Source organism: Tsukamurella strandjordii, from assembly GCF_039525985.1.
Lineage (GTDB): Bacteria > Actinomycetota > Actinomycetes > Mycobacteriales > Mycobacteriaceae > Tsukamurella > Tsukamurella strandjordii.
In genome coordinates this window covers 1-18706 of sequence record NZ_BAAAII010000017.1, presented here as the reverse complement: position 1 = coordinate 18706, position 18706 = coordinate 1, and the positions used below count along the sequence as shown (strand labels likewise).

Annotated in this window: 21 protein-coding genes; 11 read left to right on the top strand and 10 right to left on the bottom strand. The window is 69.4% G+C overall.

Translation table 11 applies throughout. From position 1 onward, the window contains the following. Position 1: 1 nt before the first annotated feature. Positions 2-982, top strand: coding sequence for a HEAT repeat domain-containing protein (locus tag ABD108_RS21710; RefSeq protein WP_343931365.1), 981 nt, complete (start codon positions 2-4; stop codon positions 980-982). On the opposite strand, the gene ABD108_RS21705 is transcribed toward ABD108_RS21710, so the two are convergent. Both ABD108_RS21705 and ABD108_RS21700 read right to left on the bottom strand, forming a co-directional pair. Beyond that, on the bottom strand, positions 969-2744 hold the full coding sequence (locus tag ABD108_RS21705; RefSeq protein ID WP_305111993.1) for a phosphocholine-specific phospholipase C: 1776 nt from the start codon (positions 2742-2744) through the stop codon (positions 969-971). The two genes, ABD108_RS21710 and ABD108_RS21705, sit on opposite strands and share 14 nt — an antisense overlap. An 89-nt stretch (positions 2745-2833) precedes the next feature. Then, the gene (locus ABD108_RS21700) at positions 2834-3544 is read right to left on the bottom strand and encodes a TetR/AcrR family transcriptional regulator (protein WP_343931364.1); all 711 of its coding nucleotides are present in this window, start codon (positions 3542-3544) and stop codon (positions 2834-2836) included. A gap of 108 nt (positions 3545-3652) precedes the next feature. On the opposite strand from ABD108_RS21700, the gene ABD108_RS21695 reads away from it, so the two are divergent. Together ABD108_RS21695 and ABD108_RS21690 are read left to right on the top strand one after the other, a co-directional pair. Next, complete coding sequence (locus ABD108_RS21695; protein WP_220655629.1) at positions 3653-5125, top strand: MFS transporter; 1473 nt, start codon at positions 3653-3655, stop codon at positions 5123-5125. A gap of 39 nt (positions 5126-5164) precedes the next feature. Beyond that, on the top strand, positions 5165-5779 hold the full coding sequence (locus ABD108_RS21690) for a hypothetical protein (protein ID WP_220655630.1): 615 nt from the start codon (positions 5165-5167) through the stop codon (positions 5777-5779). On the opposite strand, the gene ABD108_RS21685 is transcribed toward ABD108_RS21690, so the two are convergent. The 4 genes from ABD108_RS21685 to ABD108_RS21670 form a co-directional block, all read right to left on the bottom strand. Beyond that, positions 5776-6198 carry a nitroreductase/quinone reductase family protein gene (locus ABD108_RS21685; protein ID WP_220655631.1) on the bottom strand — a complete coding sequence of 141 codons (423 nt, stop codon included), beginning with the start codon at positions 6196-6198 and terminating at the stop codon, positions 5776-5778. The genes ABD108_RS21690 and ABD108_RS21685 overlap by 4 nt on opposite strands. Positions 6199-6260: 62 nt before the next feature. Then, positions 6261-7775, bottom strand: a complete 1515-nt coding sequence (locus ABD108_RS21680) for an APC family permease (RefSeq protein WP_343931363.1) — start codon at positions 7773-7775, stop codon at positions 6261-6263. Then, positions 7775-8638, bottom strand: a complete 864-nt coding sequence (locus ABD108_RS21675) for a universal stress protein (protein WP_343931362.1) — start codon at positions 8636-8638, stop codon at positions 7775-7777. The genes ABD108_RS21680 and ABD108_RS21675 overlap by 1 nt, the downstream gene beginning before the upstream one ends. After that, positions 8635-9306, bottom strand: a complete 672-nt coding sequence (locus ABD108_RS21670) for a TetR/AcrR family transcriptional regulator C-terminal domain-containing protein (RefSeq protein ID WP_255585440.1) — start codon at positions 9304-9306, stop codon at positions 8635-8637. Before ABD108_RS21670 ends, ABD108_RS21675 begins: the two co-directional genes overlap by 4 nt. Positions 9307-9448: 142 nt before the next feature. Between ABD108_RS21670 and ABD108_RS21665 the strand changes: the two genes are divergently transcribed. Genes ABD108_RS21665 through ABD108_RS21655 form a run of 3 tightly spaced genes read left to right on the top strand, consistent with a single transcriptional unit; the run spans position 9449 to position 12299 of the window. Further along, positions 9449-10414 (top strand): nitrilase-related carbon-nitrogen hydrolase, encoded by a 966-nt coding sequence (locus ABD108_RS21665; protein ID WP_344186118.1) that lies wholly within the window; start codon positions 9449-9451, stop codon positions 10412-10414. After that, entirely contained in the window at positions 10411-11430 is a 1020-nt protein-coding gene (locus ABD108_RS21660; RefSeq protein WP_220655635.1) for an agmatine deiminase family protein, read from the top strand. Before ABD108_RS21665 ends, ABD108_RS21660 begins: the two co-directional genes overlap by 4 nt. Before the next feature lie 35 nt (positions 11431-11465). Beyond that, positions 11466-12299, top strand: a complete 834-nt coding sequence (locus ABD108_RS21655; RefSeq protein ID WP_343931361.1) for an aminoglycoside phosphotransferase family protein — start codon at positions 11466-11468, stop codon at positions 12297-12299. Between the two features lie 39 nt (positions 12300-12338). Here ABD108_RS21655 and ABD108_RS21650 read toward each other — a convergent pair whose 3' ends face one another. Continuing rightward, positions 12339-13352 (bottom strand): glutathione S-transferase family protein, encoded by a 1014-nt coding sequence (locus tag ABD108_RS21650; RefSeq protein WP_343931360.1) that lies wholly within the window; start codon positions 13350-13352, stop codon positions 12339-12341. Positions 13353-13667: 315 nt separating this feature from the next. On the opposite strand from ABD108_RS21650, the gene ABD108_RS21645 reads away from it, so the two are divergent. Further along, positions 13668-13973 carry an LppP/LprE family lipoprotein gene (locus ABD108_RS21645; RefSeq protein ID WP_343931359.1) on the top strand — a complete coding sequence of 102 codons (306 nt, stop codon included), beginning with the start codon at positions 13668-13670 and terminating at the stop codon, positions 13971-13973. Positions 13974-13987: 14 nt separating this feature from the next. Here ABD108_RS21645 and ABD108_RS21640 read toward each other — a convergent pair whose 3' ends face one another. After that, positions 13988-14485 carry a VOC family protein gene (locus ABD108_RS21640; protein WP_343931358.1) on the bottom strand — a complete coding sequence of 166 codons (498 nt, stop codon included), beginning with the start codon at positions 14483-14485 and terminating at the stop codon, positions 13988-13990. Positions 14486-14551: 66 nt separating this feature from the next. On the opposite strand from ABD108_RS21640, the gene ABD108_RS21635 reads away from it, so the two are divergent. Next, positions 14552-15334, top strand: a complete 783-nt coding sequence (locus tag ABD108_RS21635; RefSeq protein ID WP_343931357.1) for an AraC family transcriptional regulator — start codon at positions 14552-14554, stop codon at positions 15332-15334. A 4-nt stretch (positions 15335-15338) separates the two neighbouring features. On the opposite strand, the gene ABD108_RS21630 is transcribed toward ABD108_RS21635, so the two are convergent. Then, positions 15339-15602 carry an Rv1893 family protein gene (locus ABD108_RS21630; RefSeq protein WP_343931356.1) on the bottom strand — a complete coding sequence of 88 codons (264 nt, stop codon included), beginning with the start codon at positions 15600-15602 and terminating at the stop codon, positions 15339-15341. A gap of 43 nt (positions 15603-15645) precedes the next feature. Continuing rightward, positions 15646-16254 (bottom strand): TetR/AcrR family transcriptional regulator, encoded by a 609-nt coding sequence (locus tag ABD108_RS21625; RefSeq protein ID WP_343931355.1) that lies wholly within the window; start codon positions 16252-16254, stop codon positions 15646-15648. Between the two features lie 65 nt (positions 16255-16319). Here ABD108_RS21625 and ABD108_RS21620 point away from each other — a divergent pair, with 65 nt between their 5' ends. The 3 genes from ABD108_RS21620 to ABD108_RS21610 form a co-directional block, all read left to right on the top strand. Next, entirely contained in the window at positions 16320-17240 is a 921-nt protein-coding gene (locus ABD108_RS21620; protein ID WP_305112002.1) for a metal-dependent hydrolase, read from the top strand. Positions 17241-17249: 9 nt separating this feature from the next. Continuing rightward, entirely contained in the window at positions 17250-18395 is a 1146-nt protein-coding gene (locus tag ABD108_RS21615) for a DUF7802 domain-containing protein (RefSeq protein ID WP_343931401.1), read from the top strand. Between the two features lie 41 nt (positions 18396-18436). Further along, positions 18437-18706: beta-ketoacyl synthase N-terminal-like domain-containing protein (locus tag ABD108_RS21610; protein ID WP_343931354.1), on the top strand; the 270-nt coding region annotated here is incomplete at its 3' end.

Below are 18706 nucleotides of genomic sequence, written 5' to 3'. Positions count from 1 at the left end.
GGTGTCGCAGAGGTCCGGCGTCAGCGCGCGGATGTTGCGGCACTACGACGCGCTGGGCCTGGTCCGTCCGTCGGGGAGGTCGGTGTCGGGGTACCGCGAGTACGCCGACGCCGACCTCCGCCGCATCTTCCACGTGGAGAGCCTGCGCACACTGGGCCTCTCGCTCAAGGACATCGGGCGGGCGCTCGACGATCCGGCGTTCGCGCCGGCCGAGTTGGTGGATCGGCTGATCGCGCAGACGCAGGAGCAGATCGACGTGCAGACCACCCTGCTCGCGCGCCTGCGGCACGTCTACGCCGCGGGACCGGATGCCTGGGACGATGTGCTCGACGTGGTGGCGCTGCTCAATCGGCTGAAGGCACCGTCGCCCGGTATCCGGCAGCAGGCCGCGCTGGGTGCCGCGGGGACCGCGCCCGGCGAGGCACTGGCGGACGCGGTGCTGCGGGAGGAGAACCTCAACGTGGCCGGCGCCCTGCGCTGGGCGCTGCCCCGGGCCGACGGCGATGCGGTCCGGGTTCTGCTCGGCGGCCTCGAATCCGACGATCCGCGAGTCCGGCGCCGTGCCGTGGACACGCTGATCGAGCTCCCCGCCGACGATGCGCTGCGCGGCGCACTCTCGAACGCCGATCCGACGGTACGCGCGGTGGCCGCCATCGAACTCGGCCACCGCGGGGACCCGGCCGCCGTGGGCGAGCTCGTCTCGATGATCCTGCGCGGCGACGGCGATGTCCCCGCCGCCGAATCGCTGGACGCGATCGCGGCCGCCGGCGACGACGGCGCGATCGTCGGCGCCCTCACCGATTCCTACGCCGCCGCCGACTATCCGGTGCGGCAGCGGTTGGTGCAGGCACTGGCGGAGATCCGCGGTCCCGCCGCAGCGGCCGCGCTGGCGTCGCTGCGCGACGATCCCGATCCTCGGATCGCGCGCACGGCGGATTACATCATCGATCGTCGTGCCGCCGAGGCGGTCACGGACCCGTGAAGGTCCAGTGCGTACCCGCGGGCCCGTGCACGACGATGTCGTAGGCACCGTCGCGCAGGGGCACGGTGAGCTCCGTCGTCCCCTGAACATCGGCGTGCAGCGGCGCGGAATCCGGTGCGTGATAGGGGAACACCGTGAAGTGAGCGCTGCGCTTGCCGGTGTTGCGCAGGCGCACCCGCAGCCCGTCGGACCGGCGCCGCACGGTGACCTCGGTGCGGTACGGCACGGGGCGCGTCGGCCGGGTGCCGGGCTCCTGGCGGGGCCGCTGCCCCACGGCCGGCGCGTGCGGTTTCCACCGCGGGCGCAGGCTCCCGGTGGCAGCGGGCCGGTTCGAGGGTGGGAGCGACCGCGGGACCCGGAAGTCGAAGGCGCTGGTGAGATCGCCGGCAACGGTGCGCCGCCAGGGGGAGATGTGCGGCACCGAGATACCCAGCCACCGCTCCAGGAATCGCAGGGTGGAGGTGTGGTCGAAGGTCTCCGAGGAGACGAAACCGCCGATGGTCCACGGGGAGACGATCGTCATGGGCACGCGGTTGCCGAGGCCGAGCGGCAGATCGCCCACCCACTCGTCGGTGGCGCTGCGGGGCGGCCGGGGTGGCGGCACGTGGTCGAAGTAGCCGTCGTTCTCGTCGTAGAGCAGGAAGAGCGCGGTGTGCCGCCAGACCTCCGGGTTGCGGCCGAGGGCGTCGAGGATGCGGTAGACGAGGTTGGCGGACGCGCGGGGCGACGAGGCACTGGGGTGTTCCGACTCCCGTTCCGAGGCCACCACGTAGCTCACTGCGGGGAGTGTTCCGGCGGCGATGTCCGCGGCGATGCGATCGGTGAGTGTGCCGGTGGGGCCGCGGCGCAGGCCGCGGAAGAACAGGTCGCGATCGGGCTGCGGGAGCGTGCGGGCGCGGGCATCCACCTCGGCGGCGCGGCGGGCGGCCTCGTCGGCGGGCAGCGTGCGCAGCCCCTGATAGAAGTCGTCGATCTCGGTGCCGAAGTCGCGGAACACGGCCTGCGAGACCTGTTTGAAGCGGCGGAAGAACTCGATGTTGTTGTCGGTGAAGTTGTCCCACTCCTGGTACACCTGCCACTCGACGCCCGCGTCCTGAAGGATTTCGCCGATGCAGGGCCAGTCGTAGCCGGGGTGGCCGCGGTCGTAGGCGGTGTTCTCCACCGCGCGCGCACCGGTGAGCGGTTCGTATCCGGTGTATCCGGAGAAGAAGTAGTTCCGGTTCGGTGAGGTCGACGTGGGCACCGAGCAGAAGTAGTGATCGCACACCGTGAAGGCGTCGGCGAGCGCGTAGTGGAAGGGGATGTCCTGGCGGTCGTAGTAGGCCATCGTGGAATCGGTCTTCGCGGGGATCCAGCCGTCGTTCCAGCCGCCCGCCAGCGCCGCCTGGCCTCCCGTCCAGGTGTGGTCGAGGGCGTCGATGTTCTGCGCATCCATCTGCTGCCGTTCGGCGGCGCCGCGGACCGGGAAGGGCTGCACCGGCAGGCCCGTGCGCGTGGGCTGGTCGAAGACGCTGTGCCCGGTGCGCAGTCGCATCGCCGCGGGATCGTCGAAGCCCCGCACACCGCGCAACGTGCCGTAGTAGTGGTCGAAGGAGCGGTTCTCCTGCATCAGGAAGATCACGTGGCGCAGGTCGCTGAGGCCGCCCGCCGCCGCGGGCTCGGCCATGGCCGATTGCAGGGGCGTGGGGAGCAGGCCTGCGCCCACTCCCCCGGCGGCCAGTGCACCTTTGAGGAAGACGCGCCGATTCGTTGCGGGCTTCATCCCGACCACGCTGACGCATCCGGCTGAATCGCGGGTGGAAAGGGCGTGAACCCGCGTCGGCGAGTTCACGACCTTCCACCCGCGGCCGATCACGAGGTCGAGGGGCCCGCGACCGTCGGCGGAGCGAGGGGCGTGGATCGATCGCCGTAGCGCGCGGCGAAACCGTCGCACAGCGCCTCGATGCCCGACCGCAGCAGCGGCAGCGCTTCACACAGCTCGGGGCGCTCGATCGCGACCAGATCGCGCATCCGCGGAAGCTCCTCGATCAGCGGATCGTCGGCGAGGCCGGCGACGAAACCGACTCCGTCGAGCGAGGATCCGGGGGCCACGAGCACACGGCCGACCGCGCCGAGCCCGGCGCCCTGGACGTGATTCCACACGTGCAGGGCGAGTTCTGCGGAATCGTCGACCTTGCCGGTGAGGTGGTCGAGCGCCTCGACCAACCAGTCGAAGCAGGCCACCGACGACGGTGAGACGGCAGCCCGGGGAACGGCGTGCGCGAGCAACACCCACGGATGACGCAGGTACAGCCGCAGGTCGGTCTCGGCGGCGATGTGCACCCGACGGCGCCAATCCGGGTCTCCTAGGAGCTCTTCCGGATACAAGGCCCCCGCGCCCACCGCGGCCGCCATCTCCCGGATGAGCGTCTCCTTATCGGGCACGTGCCGGTAGAGCGACATGGCTCCCGTTCCGAGAGCCTCGGCGATCCGGCGCATCGAGACCTTCTCCAGACCGCCCTCGTCGGCGAGGCGCACCGCCTCGGCGACGATCGCCTCTCTGGTGAGCGCGCTCTCCGACACTGTCACTCCTCATCGCGTTGACCCTGCCCGAACGTTCTGCGTACAGTGTACCCATCCGTTCTGCGTACGCCGTACGCGTCGTCGTTGAGATCGTGTCAAGGAGTTCTCGTGTCCACCACCCCGCGCCGCGCCTGGGGCGGCCTCGCCGCGCTCCTGCTGCCGGTGTTCCTGGTCTCCATGGACGCCTCGGTCCTGTACCTGGCGATGCCGCACGTGACCGCGGCTCTGCATCCGAGTTCGGAACAGCAGCTGTGGATCCTGGACATCTACCCCTTCATGCTGGCCGGACTCCTGATCACCATGGGCAACCTGGGCGACCGGTGGGGCCGCCGCCGCCTGATGACCTGGGGCGCCGCACTGTTCGGCGTGGCCTCGGTGTTCGCGGCGTTCGCCCCCACCCCGGGCCTGCTCATCGCCGCTCGCGCGCTGATGGGCGTCGGCGGCGCCACACTGCTGCCCGCCAGCCTGGCACTCATCGCCAACATGTTCCGCAACCCGCGTGATCGCGGCGTCGCCGTCGGCATCTGGACGGCGGCCTTCTCCTTCGGCGTGGCCGTGGGACCGGTTCTGGGCGGCCTTCTCCTGCACCACTACTGGTGGGGATCGGTGTTCCTCATCAACGCACCGGTCTTCCTCGCCTTCCTGGTGGCGGGGCCGCTGCTGATCGACGAATCGCGCACCGATACCTCGGCGCCGTTCGACCTCGTCGGCGTCGCACTGTCGATGGCCGCGATCTTTCCGCTGGTGTACGCGGTGAAGGCCTCGGCGAGCCACGGCGTCACCGCCACCACGCTCGGCGTGGGCGCCTTCGGGCTCGTCATGCTGGTCGCGTTCATCACGCAACAGCGGCGCGCCGCGCACCCGCTGATCCCGTTCGACCTGTTCCGCAACAAGGTCTTCGCGATGGCGATCTGCGGCACGATCATCGCCATCTCCACGCTCAGTTCGATGTCCTACCTCACGGGCATCTACCTGCAGTCGGTGGTCGGACTGGATGTGCTGGCGGCGGCCTTCCTCGGGCTGCCCGCGGCCGCGACCGTGGCGTACTTCTCGATGCGCGCACCATGGATCCGTCAGTACCTGGGCCGGCAGTGGACCTTCACCGCGTCGCTGCTGTTCTCGGCCGCCGGCCAGTTCCTCCTGGTCGGGCTCGGCGTGGACGGCCCGACCTGGCTGTACGTGGTGGCCACCGTCGTGGCCGGCGTGGGCTACGGCACCCTGTTCACCTTCGTCTCGGAGACGGCCCTCGCGGCGGCGCCGCCGGAGCGGGCGGGCCAGGCGTCGTCGATGTCGGAGATGAGCTTCGAGCTGGGCACGGCGATGGGTCTCGCGATCCTCGGTTCGGTGGCCACCGCGGTCTTCACGCGGCACGACGGCATGTCGCGCACGCTCGGGGACACGCTCGCGCAGGCCGCGTCGATCGGCGGTGCCGACGGTGCCGCTCTCGCCGAGAGCGCGCGCTACGCGTGGGTCGACGCGGTGACCACCACCGTCGGGACGTCGGGTGTCCTGCTCATCGCGACGGCTGCCGCCGCGTGGGTTGTATTACGTGGAACGCGGGAAGTGATCACCGTCGCATGATCTTTGACGCTGTCAATTCACACGTTTACTATCGCGTTCATGACGGCGACTGAAGTGCTCCTCCCCGCCCCGTCTGACGCATGGTCGATGCTCGCGGCGTGGTCCGCGGTCGTCGCTGCGGTGTTCGAGCAGGAGGACCTTCGCCCCGAAGGACCGGGGGTGGCCCACTTCGCCGACGGTGGCGGATCCGAGTTCGACCTCGCCCTGCTGTCGGGCGGTCGGGCCAGCATCGTCGGCTTCGACCGCGAAGCCGGCGATACCGACCTGCGTGGCCGCGACGATCTGGTGGCCGCCGGTGCCCCGCGGTGGTGGTTCGCCGCACTCCCCGAGGGGGCGACAGCGCCGAACTTCGCCTACGGCTTCGACGGCACGTCGTGGTCGGCGGTGGGCCACAACCCGGACCTGATCACCAAGGCGCATTTCACGCCCGGTCCGGCGACCGATCCCGAGACCGCGGCGGGCGTACTCGCCGATGTCCTCTCGCAGGCCTACGAGGACAACCTGGACGGCGACTACCCCGCCGACGCCGAAGCGGTCGAGGCCCTGCTCGCAGCGGGTGAACACATCGACGAGGGCACCCTGCGCCGCGCACTCGGCGGCGACTACGGCGACATCGCCCTCGGTGTGGCGACGGCGGCCCGCTTCCGCCGCTAGCGCGGGTCGAGGCGGAACACGGGGATCACGCGGCCTCCGGCGGTCTCCTGGTACTTCGTGAAGCCCTCGGAGCGCTCCTCGAAGCGAGTCCATGCGGCGTCGCGCTCAGCACCGGTGAGCTCGCGGGCGGTGACCCGTGCGGACGAGATGCCGCCCTCGTCGTCCGGGTACTCGATCTCGATGTCCGGGTGCGCGACCAGGTTGTAGTACCACGACGGGTTCTTCGGCGAGCCGCCCGCGGATGCGGGGATCAGCCAACTGTCGCCGTCCCGGATACCGGCGAGCGGATTGATCCTCGGCTCCCCCGATTTGGCGCCCACGCTGTGCACGAGCACCAGAGCGCGGCCGAAGCCCATCGCCGAGACGGTGCCGTTGTTCGCGCGGAATTCCTCGATGATGTCCTTGTTGAAATCGCTCACGACACCATTGTGCTCCAGATCCGCAGTGGCCGCCGAGATCACGCCGAGACTCAGGAGAGGACTCAGGAGAGGACGTCGCGCTCCGTGGTCGGGGGTGCCACGGAGCGGCGCAAGGTCTCGCCTCGGAAGAACGCCGGGTGCGTCGCACGCCGGACGAGCATGAGTGCCGCGCCCAGCAGGAGCAGGCCGAACCCGATGTAGAAGACGATCCCGATGCCGAACAACGATGCGCCGCTGCCGTTCGCGGGGTCGAGGCTCTCCTGGACCGAGATCGCGAAAACGATCGCCAGGATGGTGCCGCCGACCGCGGGGAACAGGCACTTGTAGACGAAGTCGTGGGGGCTGCGCAGCAGTTCGCGGCGGAAGAACCAGACGCAGGCGAAGGCGGTGATCCCGTAGTACCAGCAGATCATGATGCCCAGCGCGGCGATGGTGTCGAGGAGCGCGCGGTCGGAGAGCATTTTGACCACCGTGTAGAAGACGGCGGTCACCACGCCGGACACCACGGTGGCGTAGGTCGGCACGAGGTAGCGCGGATGCACCGACGCCATCTTCTTGGGAAAGGCGCCGTAGGCACCCATCGCGAGCATCGTGCGCGCGGCGGGGAGGAAGGTGGTCTGCAGGCTGGCGATCGACGAGGCGAAGATCGCGAGGAACAGCATGGTTCCGCCGACATCGCCGAGGACCGGATTCGCGAGGGGACGGAAGACGTTCTCCGAGTTGTCCGGGTTGCCGAGCCCCAGCCCCTCCGTGCCGACGCCGGCGTACATCATGACCGCGACGGCCACCAGCAGGTACGTGATCAGGATCGATACCACCGACAGCAGGCCGGCCCGGCCGGGCACCTTGTTCGGGTCCTTGGACTCCTCGCCGAGCGTGAGACAGGTGTCCCAGCCCCAGAACGCGAAGATCGAGCCGGTGAGGCCGATCACGAACGCCGCGATGGTGATGCCGGTGAACGGGTTGAACCAGTCCATCGAGAACGACAGCCCCGTGGGCACGCCCGCCGAGCGGATGATCGCGGTGACGGCGAACACCACCAGAACCACCATCTGGAAGCCGACCAGCACGTACTGCACCGCAGTGCTGGTGGTGATTCCGCGACCCGCGATCGCGGTGGCGATCAGCAGGAAGGCCAGCGTGGTGGCGATGTTGATCGCCCTGTTCCCGGCGAGGTCGGCGAGCGCGTCGTTCCCGGTGACCTGGGCGAGGAAGAGGTAGAAGTAATCCACGGCGATCGCCGCCAGGTTCGAGAGCACGATGATGGTGGCCAGGACCATGCCCCAGCCGCACATCCAACCGATGTACGGGCCGAAAGCCTTGGTGGACCAGGTGAACGAGGCGCCGCAGTCCGGCACTCGCGAGTTGAGCTCGCGGTAGGCGTAGGCGGTGAGGAACATCGGAATGAACCCGGCGATGAAGATCGCGGGCATCTTCAGCCCCACCGCGGCCACGATGAGTCCGATGCTGGCGGTCAGCGTGTATCCGGGGGCGACTGTCGAAATGCCCAGCACCGCACCGGCGAACGTGCCTATGCGCCCGCGCGCGAGTCCCTTGTCGACGACGTCTGCGGACATCAGATCCCCTCCTTCGGAACCACGACCATCGGGACGTCGAGGCGACGGAGCATCTTGGCCGCCGTCGAGCCGAGGAACAGGCGGCGGGGCGCCGCGAGGCGGGACGATCCGACCATGATGATGTCTCCGCTCTCCCAGCCGACCTGCTCGACGGCGTCTTCCACGGTGGGTCCGACCGCGACGGAGACCGAGACGGGCACGCTTCCGGAGAGGCGCGCTCGCGCCTCGTCGAGCACGCGCTCGGCGTGGTCACGGGCCTGGTCCTGCGCGACCGGATCGGCCCGACGATGCCCGGGCATCAGGTCGAATGCCACGAGGGAGATCAGTCGCAGCGGGACCTCGGCGCGTGCGGCCGAGGCGATGGCCACATCGAGGAGCTCGTCGGCCCCCGCACGGGTGCCGACGGCGCAGGTGATGCGGCGAATCGTGGGAAGGGCGAGATCCGCGTAGCCGCGCGGTGCCACGAGGAGCCCCACCGACGATGAATGGATCAGGTCGTTGGCCACCGATCCGAGCGAATGCGAGCCGAGCAGGCCGCCGCCGGTGCCGCCGATCACGACGGCGTCCGCGCCCAGCCGCTCCGCCTCGGCGATGATCCCCTCCGCGGGAGAGTCACTCACTCGGACGTGCGTGCTGACAGCGACATCGGCGGGCACGGCCGCGACCGCGGCACGCAGCCACTCATCGGCCTGCGCGGTGAGCACCTGATCCACGAAGTCCCCGGGCGTGATGGGTGCCGCGGCGTCGGGCGGCACGATCATTCCCACCGCGAGGTCGGTTCGCATGCTGCGGGCCACCTGCACCCCGAGGGCCACGGCGTCCCGGCCGCCGTCGGTGGCGAGGTAGGCGACGAAGATCGTCATCGCCGCTCCCCCGGTCCGGCGGACGCGAGCACGGCTCGGTCGTCGGCGGTGAGCATCTCCCGCAGGCCACGGATCATGGCTTCGAGTCCCACGTCGAACGCCTGCTGTGCGCGGGCCGGCCCCTTCGGGGCGGCGGCCACCACCCGGCGCAACGATGCGGATGCGGGGTCGTCGGCGTCGAGGTGGAAGATCTCGTCGGGGGCGGCGGTGTCGATCGCGGCGCCCAGCATGAAGTCGTCGATCGCCACGATCACGGCGAGTACCCGGCCCTCCGGAAAGCCCGCACGCAGGAGTCCGGCGGCCGCCGATTGATAGTCGAGGACGGTGGCACCGGCCGCGATGGTCTCCGTGGCCAGGAGCCGTACCGCCGAGGGGTGGGCGGCGAACGCGGCGCGGTACCCCCGCGCCCAGGCCTCGACGGCCTCGTCCCAGGGCAGCGTGTCGAACCACGCCCCGTCGACGTCTTTCGTGACCGCTTCGCGGACGAGTTCGACGACGGCACCACGTCCGTCCACGTGGTGGTAGATCGATGACACCTGCACCCCGAGGCGGCGGGCCAGCGCCGGCATGGTGAAGCCGCCGTCGCGATCGATGAGTTCGAGCGCGGCCGCGCCGATCGATGCGCGATCGATCTGCGGTGTGCTGGGTCGTCCGACACGTCTGCTCACGTGCGCGAACTTACCCGAAGTCGACAACTATCGAAAGACATTCGATTTGAATCTTGTGGCCTCGAAGCCCCACGGCTACCCTAATCGAAAGCCTATCGATTTAGGCCCGCTCGCACGCGGGCTCCGACACCGAGGACGTGGTGTGGACATCGTCATCGCCCCAGCGATTCCCGACTCCCCCGCCCGGGTGCACGCCCCCACCCGGCCGCCGCTGCGCGTGGCACTCGTCCAGCACCGTTGGCACGACGACCCCGACCGCCTGGAGTGCGAGCTGACCGAAGCCATCGGTGCGGCGGCCGCGGCCGGCGCGCGCGTGGTCTTCCTGTCCGAGATCACGTTGATGCGGTATCCCGCTTTCGAGCGGGCGGGGGCCCGCCCGAGCGACCTGGCGGAGGACCTGCATCGCGGCCCCACCTTCCGGTTCGCCGCGGCTGCCGCCGCCGAGCACGGGGTAGTCGTACACGCGTCGCTGTACGAGAAGCATCCCGACGCGGAGCCCCTCGGCTACAACACCGCGATCCTGGTGGCACCCGATGGTGAGCTGCTGGCCCTGACCCGCAAGCTGCACATCCCGGTGACCGCCGGGTACTACGAGGACACCTACTTCCGTCCCGGTCCCGCCGGCGACCCGTACCCCGTGCACGCTCCGGAGCAGTTGGGCGGCGCCCGTTTCGGACTGCCGACCTGTTGGGACGAGTGGTTCCCGGAGGTCGCCCGCGGATACTCGCTGGCGGGCGCGGAGGTGATCGCGTATCCCACCGCCATCGGATCCGAACCCGATCACTCGGATTTCGACACGGCGCCACTGTGGCGGCAGGTGATCGTGGGCAACGGAATCGCGAACGGCACCTTCATGGTGGTCCCCAATCGCTGGGGTGACGAGGGGGCGATCACCTTCTACGGCAGCTCGTTCATCTCCGATCCCTACGGGCGCGTACTGGTGGAGGCGCCGCGGGACTCCTCGGCGGTGCTCGTGGCCGATCTCGATCTGGATCAGCGTCGCGACTGGCTCACCCTGTTCCCGTTCCTCGCCACCCGGCGTCCGGACACCTACGGCGCGCTCACCGAACCGGTCGAGGCCCGTCACCCGTTGGGAGGCATGCGATGACGTGGCGAATGCCCTCGGAGACCGCACCGCAGGAGCGCACCTGGATGGCCTTCCCCTCCGCCGGATACTCGCTCGGGGACACCGAGCAGGAACAGCACGAGGCCCGCACCACGTGGTCGGCGGTGGCGAACGCGATCGTGGGATTCCAGCCCGTCACGATGATCGTCGACCCGGGTGAACGGGCTGCGGCCGCCCGATATCTGTCGGCGGAGATCGAGGTGGTCGAACGTCCGCTCAACGACGCCTGGATGCGCGATATCGGGCCCACGTTCGTGGTGGACGACCACGGGACGGTGGGCGCCGTCGATTGGACGTTCAACGGATGGGGCGGACAGGAGTGGGCGCGGTGGGACCGCGACAGCCTGATCGGACAGTCGGTGGCCGAGCTCGCCGGCGTCGAACGCATCGATTCCGCGCTGGTCAACGAGGGCGGCGGAATCAACGTGGACGGCGAGGGCACCGTCCTGTTGACGGAGACCGTGCAGCTCGATCCGGGCCGCAATCCCGGACTGTCCAAGGCGGACGTCGAAGCCGAGCTCGCTCGCACGATCGGCGCGACACACTTCGTGTGGCTCCCCTTCGGCCTGGCCCGCGATTCGTCCACGTTCGGCACGCGCGGCCATGTGGACATCGTGGCCACGATCCCGTCGCCCGCAGTGGTGCTGCTGCACGATCAGCGCGACCCGAGCCACCCCGATCACGAGCGATGCGCGGTGTTGCGTGAGGTCTTCGCATCGACGACGGACGCCGCCGGGCGCGCGTGGGATGTGCGATCGGTTCCTGCGCCGGCCGTGCTGCGCGATGACGAGGGCTTCGTCGACTACAGCTACATCAACCACGTCGTCATCAACGGCGCGGTGGTGGCCTGCTCGTACGACGATCCGAACGATGCAGCCGCGGTGGAGATCCTGGCGGATGCCTACCCGGGCCGGGAAGTGATCACCGTGGACGCACGTCCGCTCTTCGCTCGCGGCGGCGGCATCCACTGCATCACGCAGCAGCAACCCGCACGCTGATCCGGCGGGGCGGTGCGCCGGATATCGTTGGTCCGGTGCAGCCCCCGAACGCCTGGCGCGGATCGCTCGCGCGCTGGGATCTGATCCCCGATGGTGCCGCCTTCTCCACGCCCGGCAGCGATCTGCTCCCCGTCCGGTATCGGGGCGCACCCGCGATGCTCAAACGGGCCCGCACGCCCGAGGAGCGGGCCGGGGCCGCGGTGCTGCGGTGGTGGGACGGCGACGGTGCGGCGCGCGTCTTCGCCCAGCACGACGACACCGTGCTCATGGAGCGCGCCACCGGACCGTCGGACCTGATGGCCATGGCCGAGGGCGGGCACGACGACGAGGCGAGCCGCATCCTGTGCGCGACGATCGACCATCTGCACCGTCCGCGAGCGGGCCGGCCCGACGCCGAGCTCGTCGGGCTGCGCGAGTGGTTCGCATCGCTGCACGCGGTCCGGGCCGACGGTCCGCGGTTCGCCCGCTCGTGGTCGGTGGCCGATGACCTCCTGCGCACCTCGCGCGACGAGGTGGTCCTGCACGGCGATGTGCATCACGACAACGTGCTCGATTTCGGCGAGCGCGGCTGGCTCGCGATCGACCCGAAGAACGTGATCGGCGAGCGCGGCTACGACTACGCGAATCTGCTCACCAATCCGGATCTGGCCACCGCTTCCGATCCGGAGCGATTCCACCGGCAGCTCGGCGTGATCGTCGCGGCCTCGGGCCTGGACCGCGATCGCCTGCTGCGGTGGGTCGTCGCCTTCGCCGGCCTATCGGCGGCGTGGTTCCTGGAGGACGAGGAGCTCGACCGGGCCGACCACGACTTCGCCGTCGCCGATCTCGCCTGGACGGCGCTGACCGATCCCGCTGCGAGGTCCAGCTAGCCGCTTCGGAGGCTTCCACCGTGATGGAGCGGGGCCGCCTCAGCCCGCCGGGATCGGCAGCGGCGCGGGCGCGGTGCCGGCTCCGAAGGGGCTGCCGCCGAGCTTCTCCCGGCCGTGCGGGGTGAACCAGTTCGCCAGGTCGGGCCCCTTGGGGACGATGCCGGTGGGGTTGATGTCCCGGTGCACCTCGTAGTAGTGGCGCTTGATGTGGTCGAAGTGGGTGGAGTCGCCGAAACCGGGCGTCTGGAACAGATCCCGCGCGTACGCCCACAGCACGGGCATCTCGCTGAGCTTCTCGCGGTTGCACTTGAAGTGACCGTGGTACACCGGATCGAACCGGGCCAGCGTGGTGAACAGCCGGACATCGGCCTCGGTGATGGTGTCCCCCACCAGGTACCGCTGCTTCGCCAGTCGCTCGCTCAGCCAGTCGAGCCGGTTGAACAACTGGTCGTAGGCGGCGTCGTAGGACTCCTGTGAGCCGGCGAAGCCGCAGCGGTACACGCCGTTGTTCACGTCGCGGTACACCAGCTTGTTCACCTCGTCGATGTCCGAGCGCAGGTCCTCCGGGTAGAGCTTCGGTGCGCCGGGCCGGTGGAAGTCTGCCCATTCGGACGAGAAGTCCAGCGTGATCTGCGGGAAGTCGTTGGTGACCACCGCACCCGACGGGACATCGACGATCGCCGGGACCGTGATGCCCTTGGGGTAATCGGGCACGCGCCGGAAGTAGGCGTCCTGCAGGCGCGGGATCTGCAGGACGGGGTCGACGCCGCCGGGATCGAGGTCGAAGGTCCACGAGCGCTTGTCGTGGGTGGGGCCACAGATTCCCAGCGAGATCGCGTCCTCGAGGCCCAGCAGGCGCCGCACGATGATCGTGCGGGTGGCCCAGGGGCAGGCGTACGAGGCGACGAGGCGGTAGCGGCCCGCCTCCACGGGGTAGCCGTCGCGGCCGTCGCGGGTGATGCGGGTTTCGATGTACCGGGTGTCACGCTCGTAGGGCTGATCCGCGGTGATGTAGGCGCCTTGATCGTCCTGCTGCTGCGCTGCGTCGCTCATGGCTTCCAGCGTAGGCCCGCGCGGGCTCGCGTGCGGGGTGCCGTAACGGCCGGCTGGAGCAGGGCGATAATCACAGGAGCAGTCGTCGATGAAGACCGCGTCGATGTTCGCCCCGACGAAGGGAGTCCAACGCATGCGCACGTCACTGATCGCCCTCGGCGCCGCCGTCGCCTCCGTGGCCGCTCTCGCCGGTGTGAGCGCCGGTTCCGCTGCGGCCGCACCCGTCTCCTGCCCCGAGCTTCCGCAGGACGTGATCGACGGTGCGCTGCGCACCGTCGACCCGCCGCTTCCGGGGAAACCTGGCAGGTCGAGGCGATGGGCGGCTCCGTCGACTGCACGCTCAACTGGGTCGCGCTCGGCATTCACGGCACCGTGAGCTCACCGCGGCAGGTCCTGCTGTTCGACCATCGGAAGTTCGCCGGTACGCCCACGAAGAAGGCGAACGCCTATACCTCGGTGGTCGGCAGTTCGGGCCCCGGGCAGATCACGGTGCGGTTCAAGTGGCTCGCACCGTCCGATCCCAACGCGGCACCGTCGGGCCGGGCGGACGTGCGGTTCCAGCTGATGCCGCAGTCCCCGCCTCGCCCGCTCGACCCGATCCCGGCGCCGGTCGCCGACTGACCGACCACGGGTGATCAGCCCTGCGTCGCGGCCCAGGCCTCGACGCGGGCCGCGCTCTCCTCGTCGCTGAGGTCCTCGACGCGGGTCATGATCGACCAGCGCACGCCGAACGGATCCCGGATGCTGGCGTAGCGGTCGCCGGAGACGAAGTTCGCGAGGGGTTCCCGGATCGTGGCGCCGGCAGCCTCGGCGCGCGCAACCACCTCATCGGCGTTGCCGCAGTACAGGCCCAGCGAGTAGCAGTCGGCGTCGCCCTCGGGTGCGGGCACGAGTCCGTACTGCGGGTTCGGCTCGCCCAGTTGTAGACGGCCGGAACCGAAATCGAGATCGGCGTGCACCACCGTTCCGTCGAGTTCGGTGACGGCGATGGTGCGGGCGCCGAAGACCTCGCGATAGAAGTCGATCGCGGCCTTGGCGTTCGGTACGGCGATGAACGGCGTCAGCGAGGTGACGCCGTGCGGGATGCCGTGGGTGGTGTGGGCGCCGTGTGCGGCGGTGATGTTCTCGGTCATGGGAACGACGGTACGAGCGGGCCGTCGCCGCGGGATTGAAGATTCGCGACAGCCTAGGATCGGGGTGTGAGCGATCCGGCGGTGAACCGACGAGGCGTGCTGTACCCGGCGGCACTGCCCACGTTCGAGCGCAGCGCACCGTCGCCCGATATCGCGGAACTGGTTCGCTGGTTCTGGATCTCGCAGTGGGACATCGCGCCCGGCCGGGTATCCCGGCAGGAACTGCTCCCCTTTCCCGCTCTCAACCTGGTGGTCGAGACATCGGGGGTGGGCCTCTCGGGTGCGGCGACCGCGCGTGGCCACCGCGATCTCACCGGCCGCGGGTTCGCGGTGGGTGCGCTGCTGCGTCCCGCGGCCACCGCGGCGGTCACCGACGATCCGCGGGCGATCCTGGACGCCTACTACCCCGTCGATCTCCCCGCGCTGCACGAGCAGATCGCCGCGGCCATGGGCCGCGCGGATATCGACGCCGCCTGCGCGGCGTACGAATCCTGGTTTCGCACGCTCGCTCCCGATGTGTCCGATGAGGGCCGGCTCGCGAACCGCCTCGTGGCGCTGATCGAAGAGGACGAGAGCCTGCTGACCGTCGACGAGGTCGCGGCGGCGACGGGCACATCGGCACGCACCGTGCAGCGCCTCGCCCGCCGGTACGTGGGCCTCACCCCGCTCGCGATGATCCACCGGCGTCGCCTGCAGCACGCGGCGGAACTGCTGCGCACCGAGCCCGATGTGCCGATGGCGGACATCGCAGCGGATCTGGGCTACGCCGACCAGGCGCATCTGATCCGGGACTTCCGCAAGGTGCTGGGATTCACCCCGGGCGGGTACCGGCGCGACGCGCAGCGATAGCCGATCAGCGCGGCTTGTTGACCTCGTCCGCCACGCTGTCGGCGGCCTCGCGCACCCCGTCGAGGTTCTGGCGGGCCATCTTGACGCCCTCCGAGGCGGCGGTGGTGGCGATGTTCGTGGCGCTGGCGGCGATCTTGCCGACCCCGCCCGCGACATCGCCCTTGAGTGCCTGCGCGGCACCGTCGACGATCTCGCCGGACTTGGCGACTGAATTCGTGGCCACGTTCACCGCGGCGTCGATGTTGTCCTTGATCCGCTTGCCGATCATGAGGCCTCCTCGCTGGTGCTGCCCAGCGTAGCGCCGGCAGCGCTCAGTCGGGCGCGAGTGCGCGAGCCCGGTCGGTGACCGCGGGCGCGACCCACCGGCTCAGGTACGCCCGGAGATCTCCGGCGGTGCGGGGCGGCTCGCCGGGAGAGATGAAGAAGGACTGCATGATCCGCAGTTGGAACTCGACCAGCTCGCGGAGCGCCGCCTCGTCGTAGCCGTACGCGGGCCAGTCGACGTCGAAGCGCTGGATCATGGTCATGCCGAAGGCCATGGCCTGGCCGGACGCGATCTCCTCGGTGTGCGAGTGCGCGCCCGAGAGCATGAGCCGCAGATGCGGTGCGCGAGGCACCTGGTCGAGCGTGAAGACGATGCCCTCGACCACCGCCTCGGCCGGATCGGTGACACCGCGCAGGTGTGCGGCGAGCCGGTCCAGGAATCCGCCGACGGACTGCACGGCGGCGGCCTGGAGCAGTGCGTCGACGGTCGGGAAATAGCGGTACACGGTCTGGCGGATCACGCCGAGCGATTCGGCCACCTCGGCGATCGAGGTGGTGCCGCGGGTGCCGATCAACTCGACAGCGGTGGCGACGATGCGCGACGTGGCCTCGCCGTCGTCCACCGGAGGTGTCCCGTTCCATCCCCTGCGTGCCATCGCACCAGGTTACAGGTTCGCGCGTTATCACCATACAGAACGTGTTCTATGTGTATGGTTCCGGCATGACCGAGCTGCACCCCCGCAAGATGGACTTCCACTTCGACGAGGCGCCCGTACCTTTTCTGTGGAATCCGGAGAACCCCGGTTTCTCGTCGATGATGAACGCGGTCTCGTTCCTGGCCGTGGGCTTCGAGAAGATGATCGTGAAGCTGATCCTCCAGCTGCGCAAGGAGTTCAAGGATCCCGAGGTCGCCGCGGAGGCCACCGCCTTCATGCAGCAGGAGGGTCACCACTCCACCGCGCACCGTCGGCATGTGCAGGCACTGATCGCGCAGTACCCGGGCTTGGAGAACACGCTCGATGCCGTGATCGGCGAATTCGATCTGCTCACCGAGGCCACATCGACCGAGTACCGGATGGCGTACACGGCCGATCTGGAGGCCACGTTCACGCCCGTGTTCAAGCTGATGCTGGACAACGAGGAGAACCTCTTCCGCCCGGGTGACGACCGGGTGGCCTCGATGTTCCTGTGGCACTTCGTGGAGGAGGTGGAGCACCGCAGCTCGGCGCTGATCATCTACAACGCGATGGTGGGCAGCGAGCTGTACCGGATGCGGATGGCGCCGTCGATCTTCGCGCACGTGCTCAAGGTGATCCGTATCGCCTGCGCCGGTTTCAATCAGCATGTGCCGCTGAGGGACCGGCAGGTGGATGCACTCTCGATGTTCGCCCGATACCGGCTCAAGCAGAAGCTGCTGGTGGGGCTCGCGCCGCACCTGACGAAGGGCTCGATGCCACGCGCCTTCGACGTGCTGCCGCGGGGTGAGCAGTTGGTCGCCATGAAGGGCATCGTCCGGAGCCAGACGCCGGGGCACGATCCGGCGCACGAGGATCTTCCGGTGCTGGCCGGCGAGTGGCTGAAGCGGTACGACGCGGGCTACGACTGCACGCGCTGGTACTCGTCGGCCACCGCGGAGGTGTGAGCCGTGGACATGTGCACGCCCACCTTCGACGGCCTGGCGCGGCGCATGGGTTTCACCTGCGCCGATACCGGTGGCGTGGTGTCCTTCCGCAGCCCGTTCGCGCTGGAGAACTGGACGCTGCCCGTGCTGGAGGTCACGATCATCCTCGGCTCGGCACTCGCACTGGTCTACGCGTGGCGACGGTGGCGGCGTGCGGGCGACGCCACCAATCTCGCGGTGTGGTTCGGCGCCACCGCGTACCTGTTCGTGATCGAGCCGCCGCTGTACTTCCCCGGCGCCTTCGGCATCGACGGTTACGTGGACACGATGTTCGCGCACAACCTGTTCACGGTCGAGTTCCTCTGGGGCAGACTGCCGCTGTACATCGTGGCGATCTACCCGCTGATGGCCACGATGGCCTTCGAGCTGGTCCGACGGCTCGGGGTGTTCCGCCGGTACGGAACCGTAGTGGGCGCGTGCGCCGTCGGCTTCGTGCACCACGCCTTCTACGAGATCTTCGATCACCTCGGCCCCCAGCTGCGCTGGTGGGAGTGGTCGCTCGACAATCCGATCAACCAGCCGATGTTCGCCTCCGTGCCGATCGGGTCGGTGGTGGTGTTCGCCACGCTCTGGCCGATGTCGCTCGCCCTGTGCGTGCAGTACATGGTGGGCCTGCACGTGGACGACGGTGCGCGGTTCACCGGCCCGCAGCTGGCCGGGCGCACCGTGGTGATCGGGCTCGCGGCCTCCGTGGGCACCTTCCTCCTCCCCCTGCCCGCCACCGTGATCGGCCTGGCCGGCGACACCGTGCGCGGCACGGTCTACATGCTGGAGCTGCTGCTGATGTCCGTGGTGGGTGCGGTGGCGATGTGGCGGAGTTGGTCCGCTGCGCGGGCCGGCGACACGTCCGCCCTCGGACCGCGCAACCCGCTGGTGCAGTGGTACGCGACGGCGTACCTCGCAGTGTTCGCCGTGCTGTGGCTCACCGCGCTGCCCGCGTACTTCGGTGCGACCGGCGGGTGGACCGTGAACGGCGATCCGATCGGCAGCCTGCCGTATGCGTTGCTCTGCTTCGCGATCGGTGGCGCCAGTATCGCGGCGGCGTGGACCGTCCGGTTCAAGGACCGATCGGTTCGTGACGAGTCCACAACTGCCCGTGGAGAACTTCTCACCTGACGACAGGGACCTGCACGGGCACGGTCGGTTCTGATGGAGGCATGGCTGACATTCGGAGTTTCACCACGCTCGGCGGGCAGTTCCCCAGCGTCGTCGTGACCGCGATCGAGCTGACCACCTCCCTCGGTACTGATACCGAGTCGACGTGGTCTGCCCTCCTCGCGGGTCAGAGCGGCATTCGCGAGTTGAAGGGTGATTTCATCGGCGTCGACATCGCCGATCTCCCCGTGCGGATCGGTGGCCAGTTGCTCGAGGATCCGACCTCCGAGGTGCCCGAGCGTCCCGACCGTCAGTACGCCGGTGACGTGAGC

Coding starts and splice junctions, on each gene's coding strand:
- ABD108_RS21690 (WP_220655630.1), top strand. CDS start 5,165: ATGACGGCGACTGAAGTGCTCCTCCCCGCCCCGTCTGACGCATGGTCG.
- ABD108_RS21645 (WP_343931359.1), top strand. CDS start 13,668: ATGGGCGGCTCCGTCGACTGCACGCTCAACTGGGTCGCGCTCGGCATT.
- ABD108_RS21620 (WP_305112002.1), top strand. CDS start 16,320: ATGACCGAGCTGCACCCCCGCAAGATGGACTTCCACTTCGACGAGGCG.
- ABD108_RS21680 (WP_343931363.1), bottom strand. CDS start 7,775: ATGTCCGCAGACGTCGTCGACAAGGGACTCGCGCGCGGGCGCATAGGC.
- ABD108_RS21625 (WP_343931355.1), bottom strand. CDS start 16,254: ATGGCACGCAGGGGATGGAACGGGACACCTCCGGTGGACGACGGCGAG.
- ABD108_RS21705 (WP_305111993.1), bottom strand. CDS start 2,744: ATGAAGCCCGCAACGAATCGGCGCGTCTTCCTCAAAGGTGCACTGGCC.
- ABD108_RS21615 (WP_343931401.1), top strand. CDS start 17,250: ATGTGCACGCCCACCTTCGACGGCCTGGCGCGGCGCATGGGTTTCACC.
- ABD108_RS21630 (WP_343931356.1), bottom strand. CDS start 15,602: ATGATCGGCAAGCGGATCAAGGACAACATCGACGCCGCGGTGAACGTG.
- ABD108_RS21660 (WP_220655635.1), top strand. CDS start 10,411: ATGACGTGGCGAATGCCCTCGGAGACCGCACCGCAGGAGCGCACCTGG.
- ABD108_RS21650 (WP_343931360.1), bottom strand. CDS start 13,352: ATGAGCGACGCAGCGCAGCAGCAGGACGATCAAGGCGCCTACATCACC.
- ABD108_RS21675 (WP_343931362.1), bottom strand. CDS start 8,638: ATGACGATCTTCGTCGCCTACCTCGCCACCGACGGCGGCCGGGACGCC.
- ABD108_RS21640 (WP_343931358.1), bottom strand. CDS start 14,485: ATGACCGAGAACATCACCGCCGCACACGGCGCCCACACCACCCACGGC.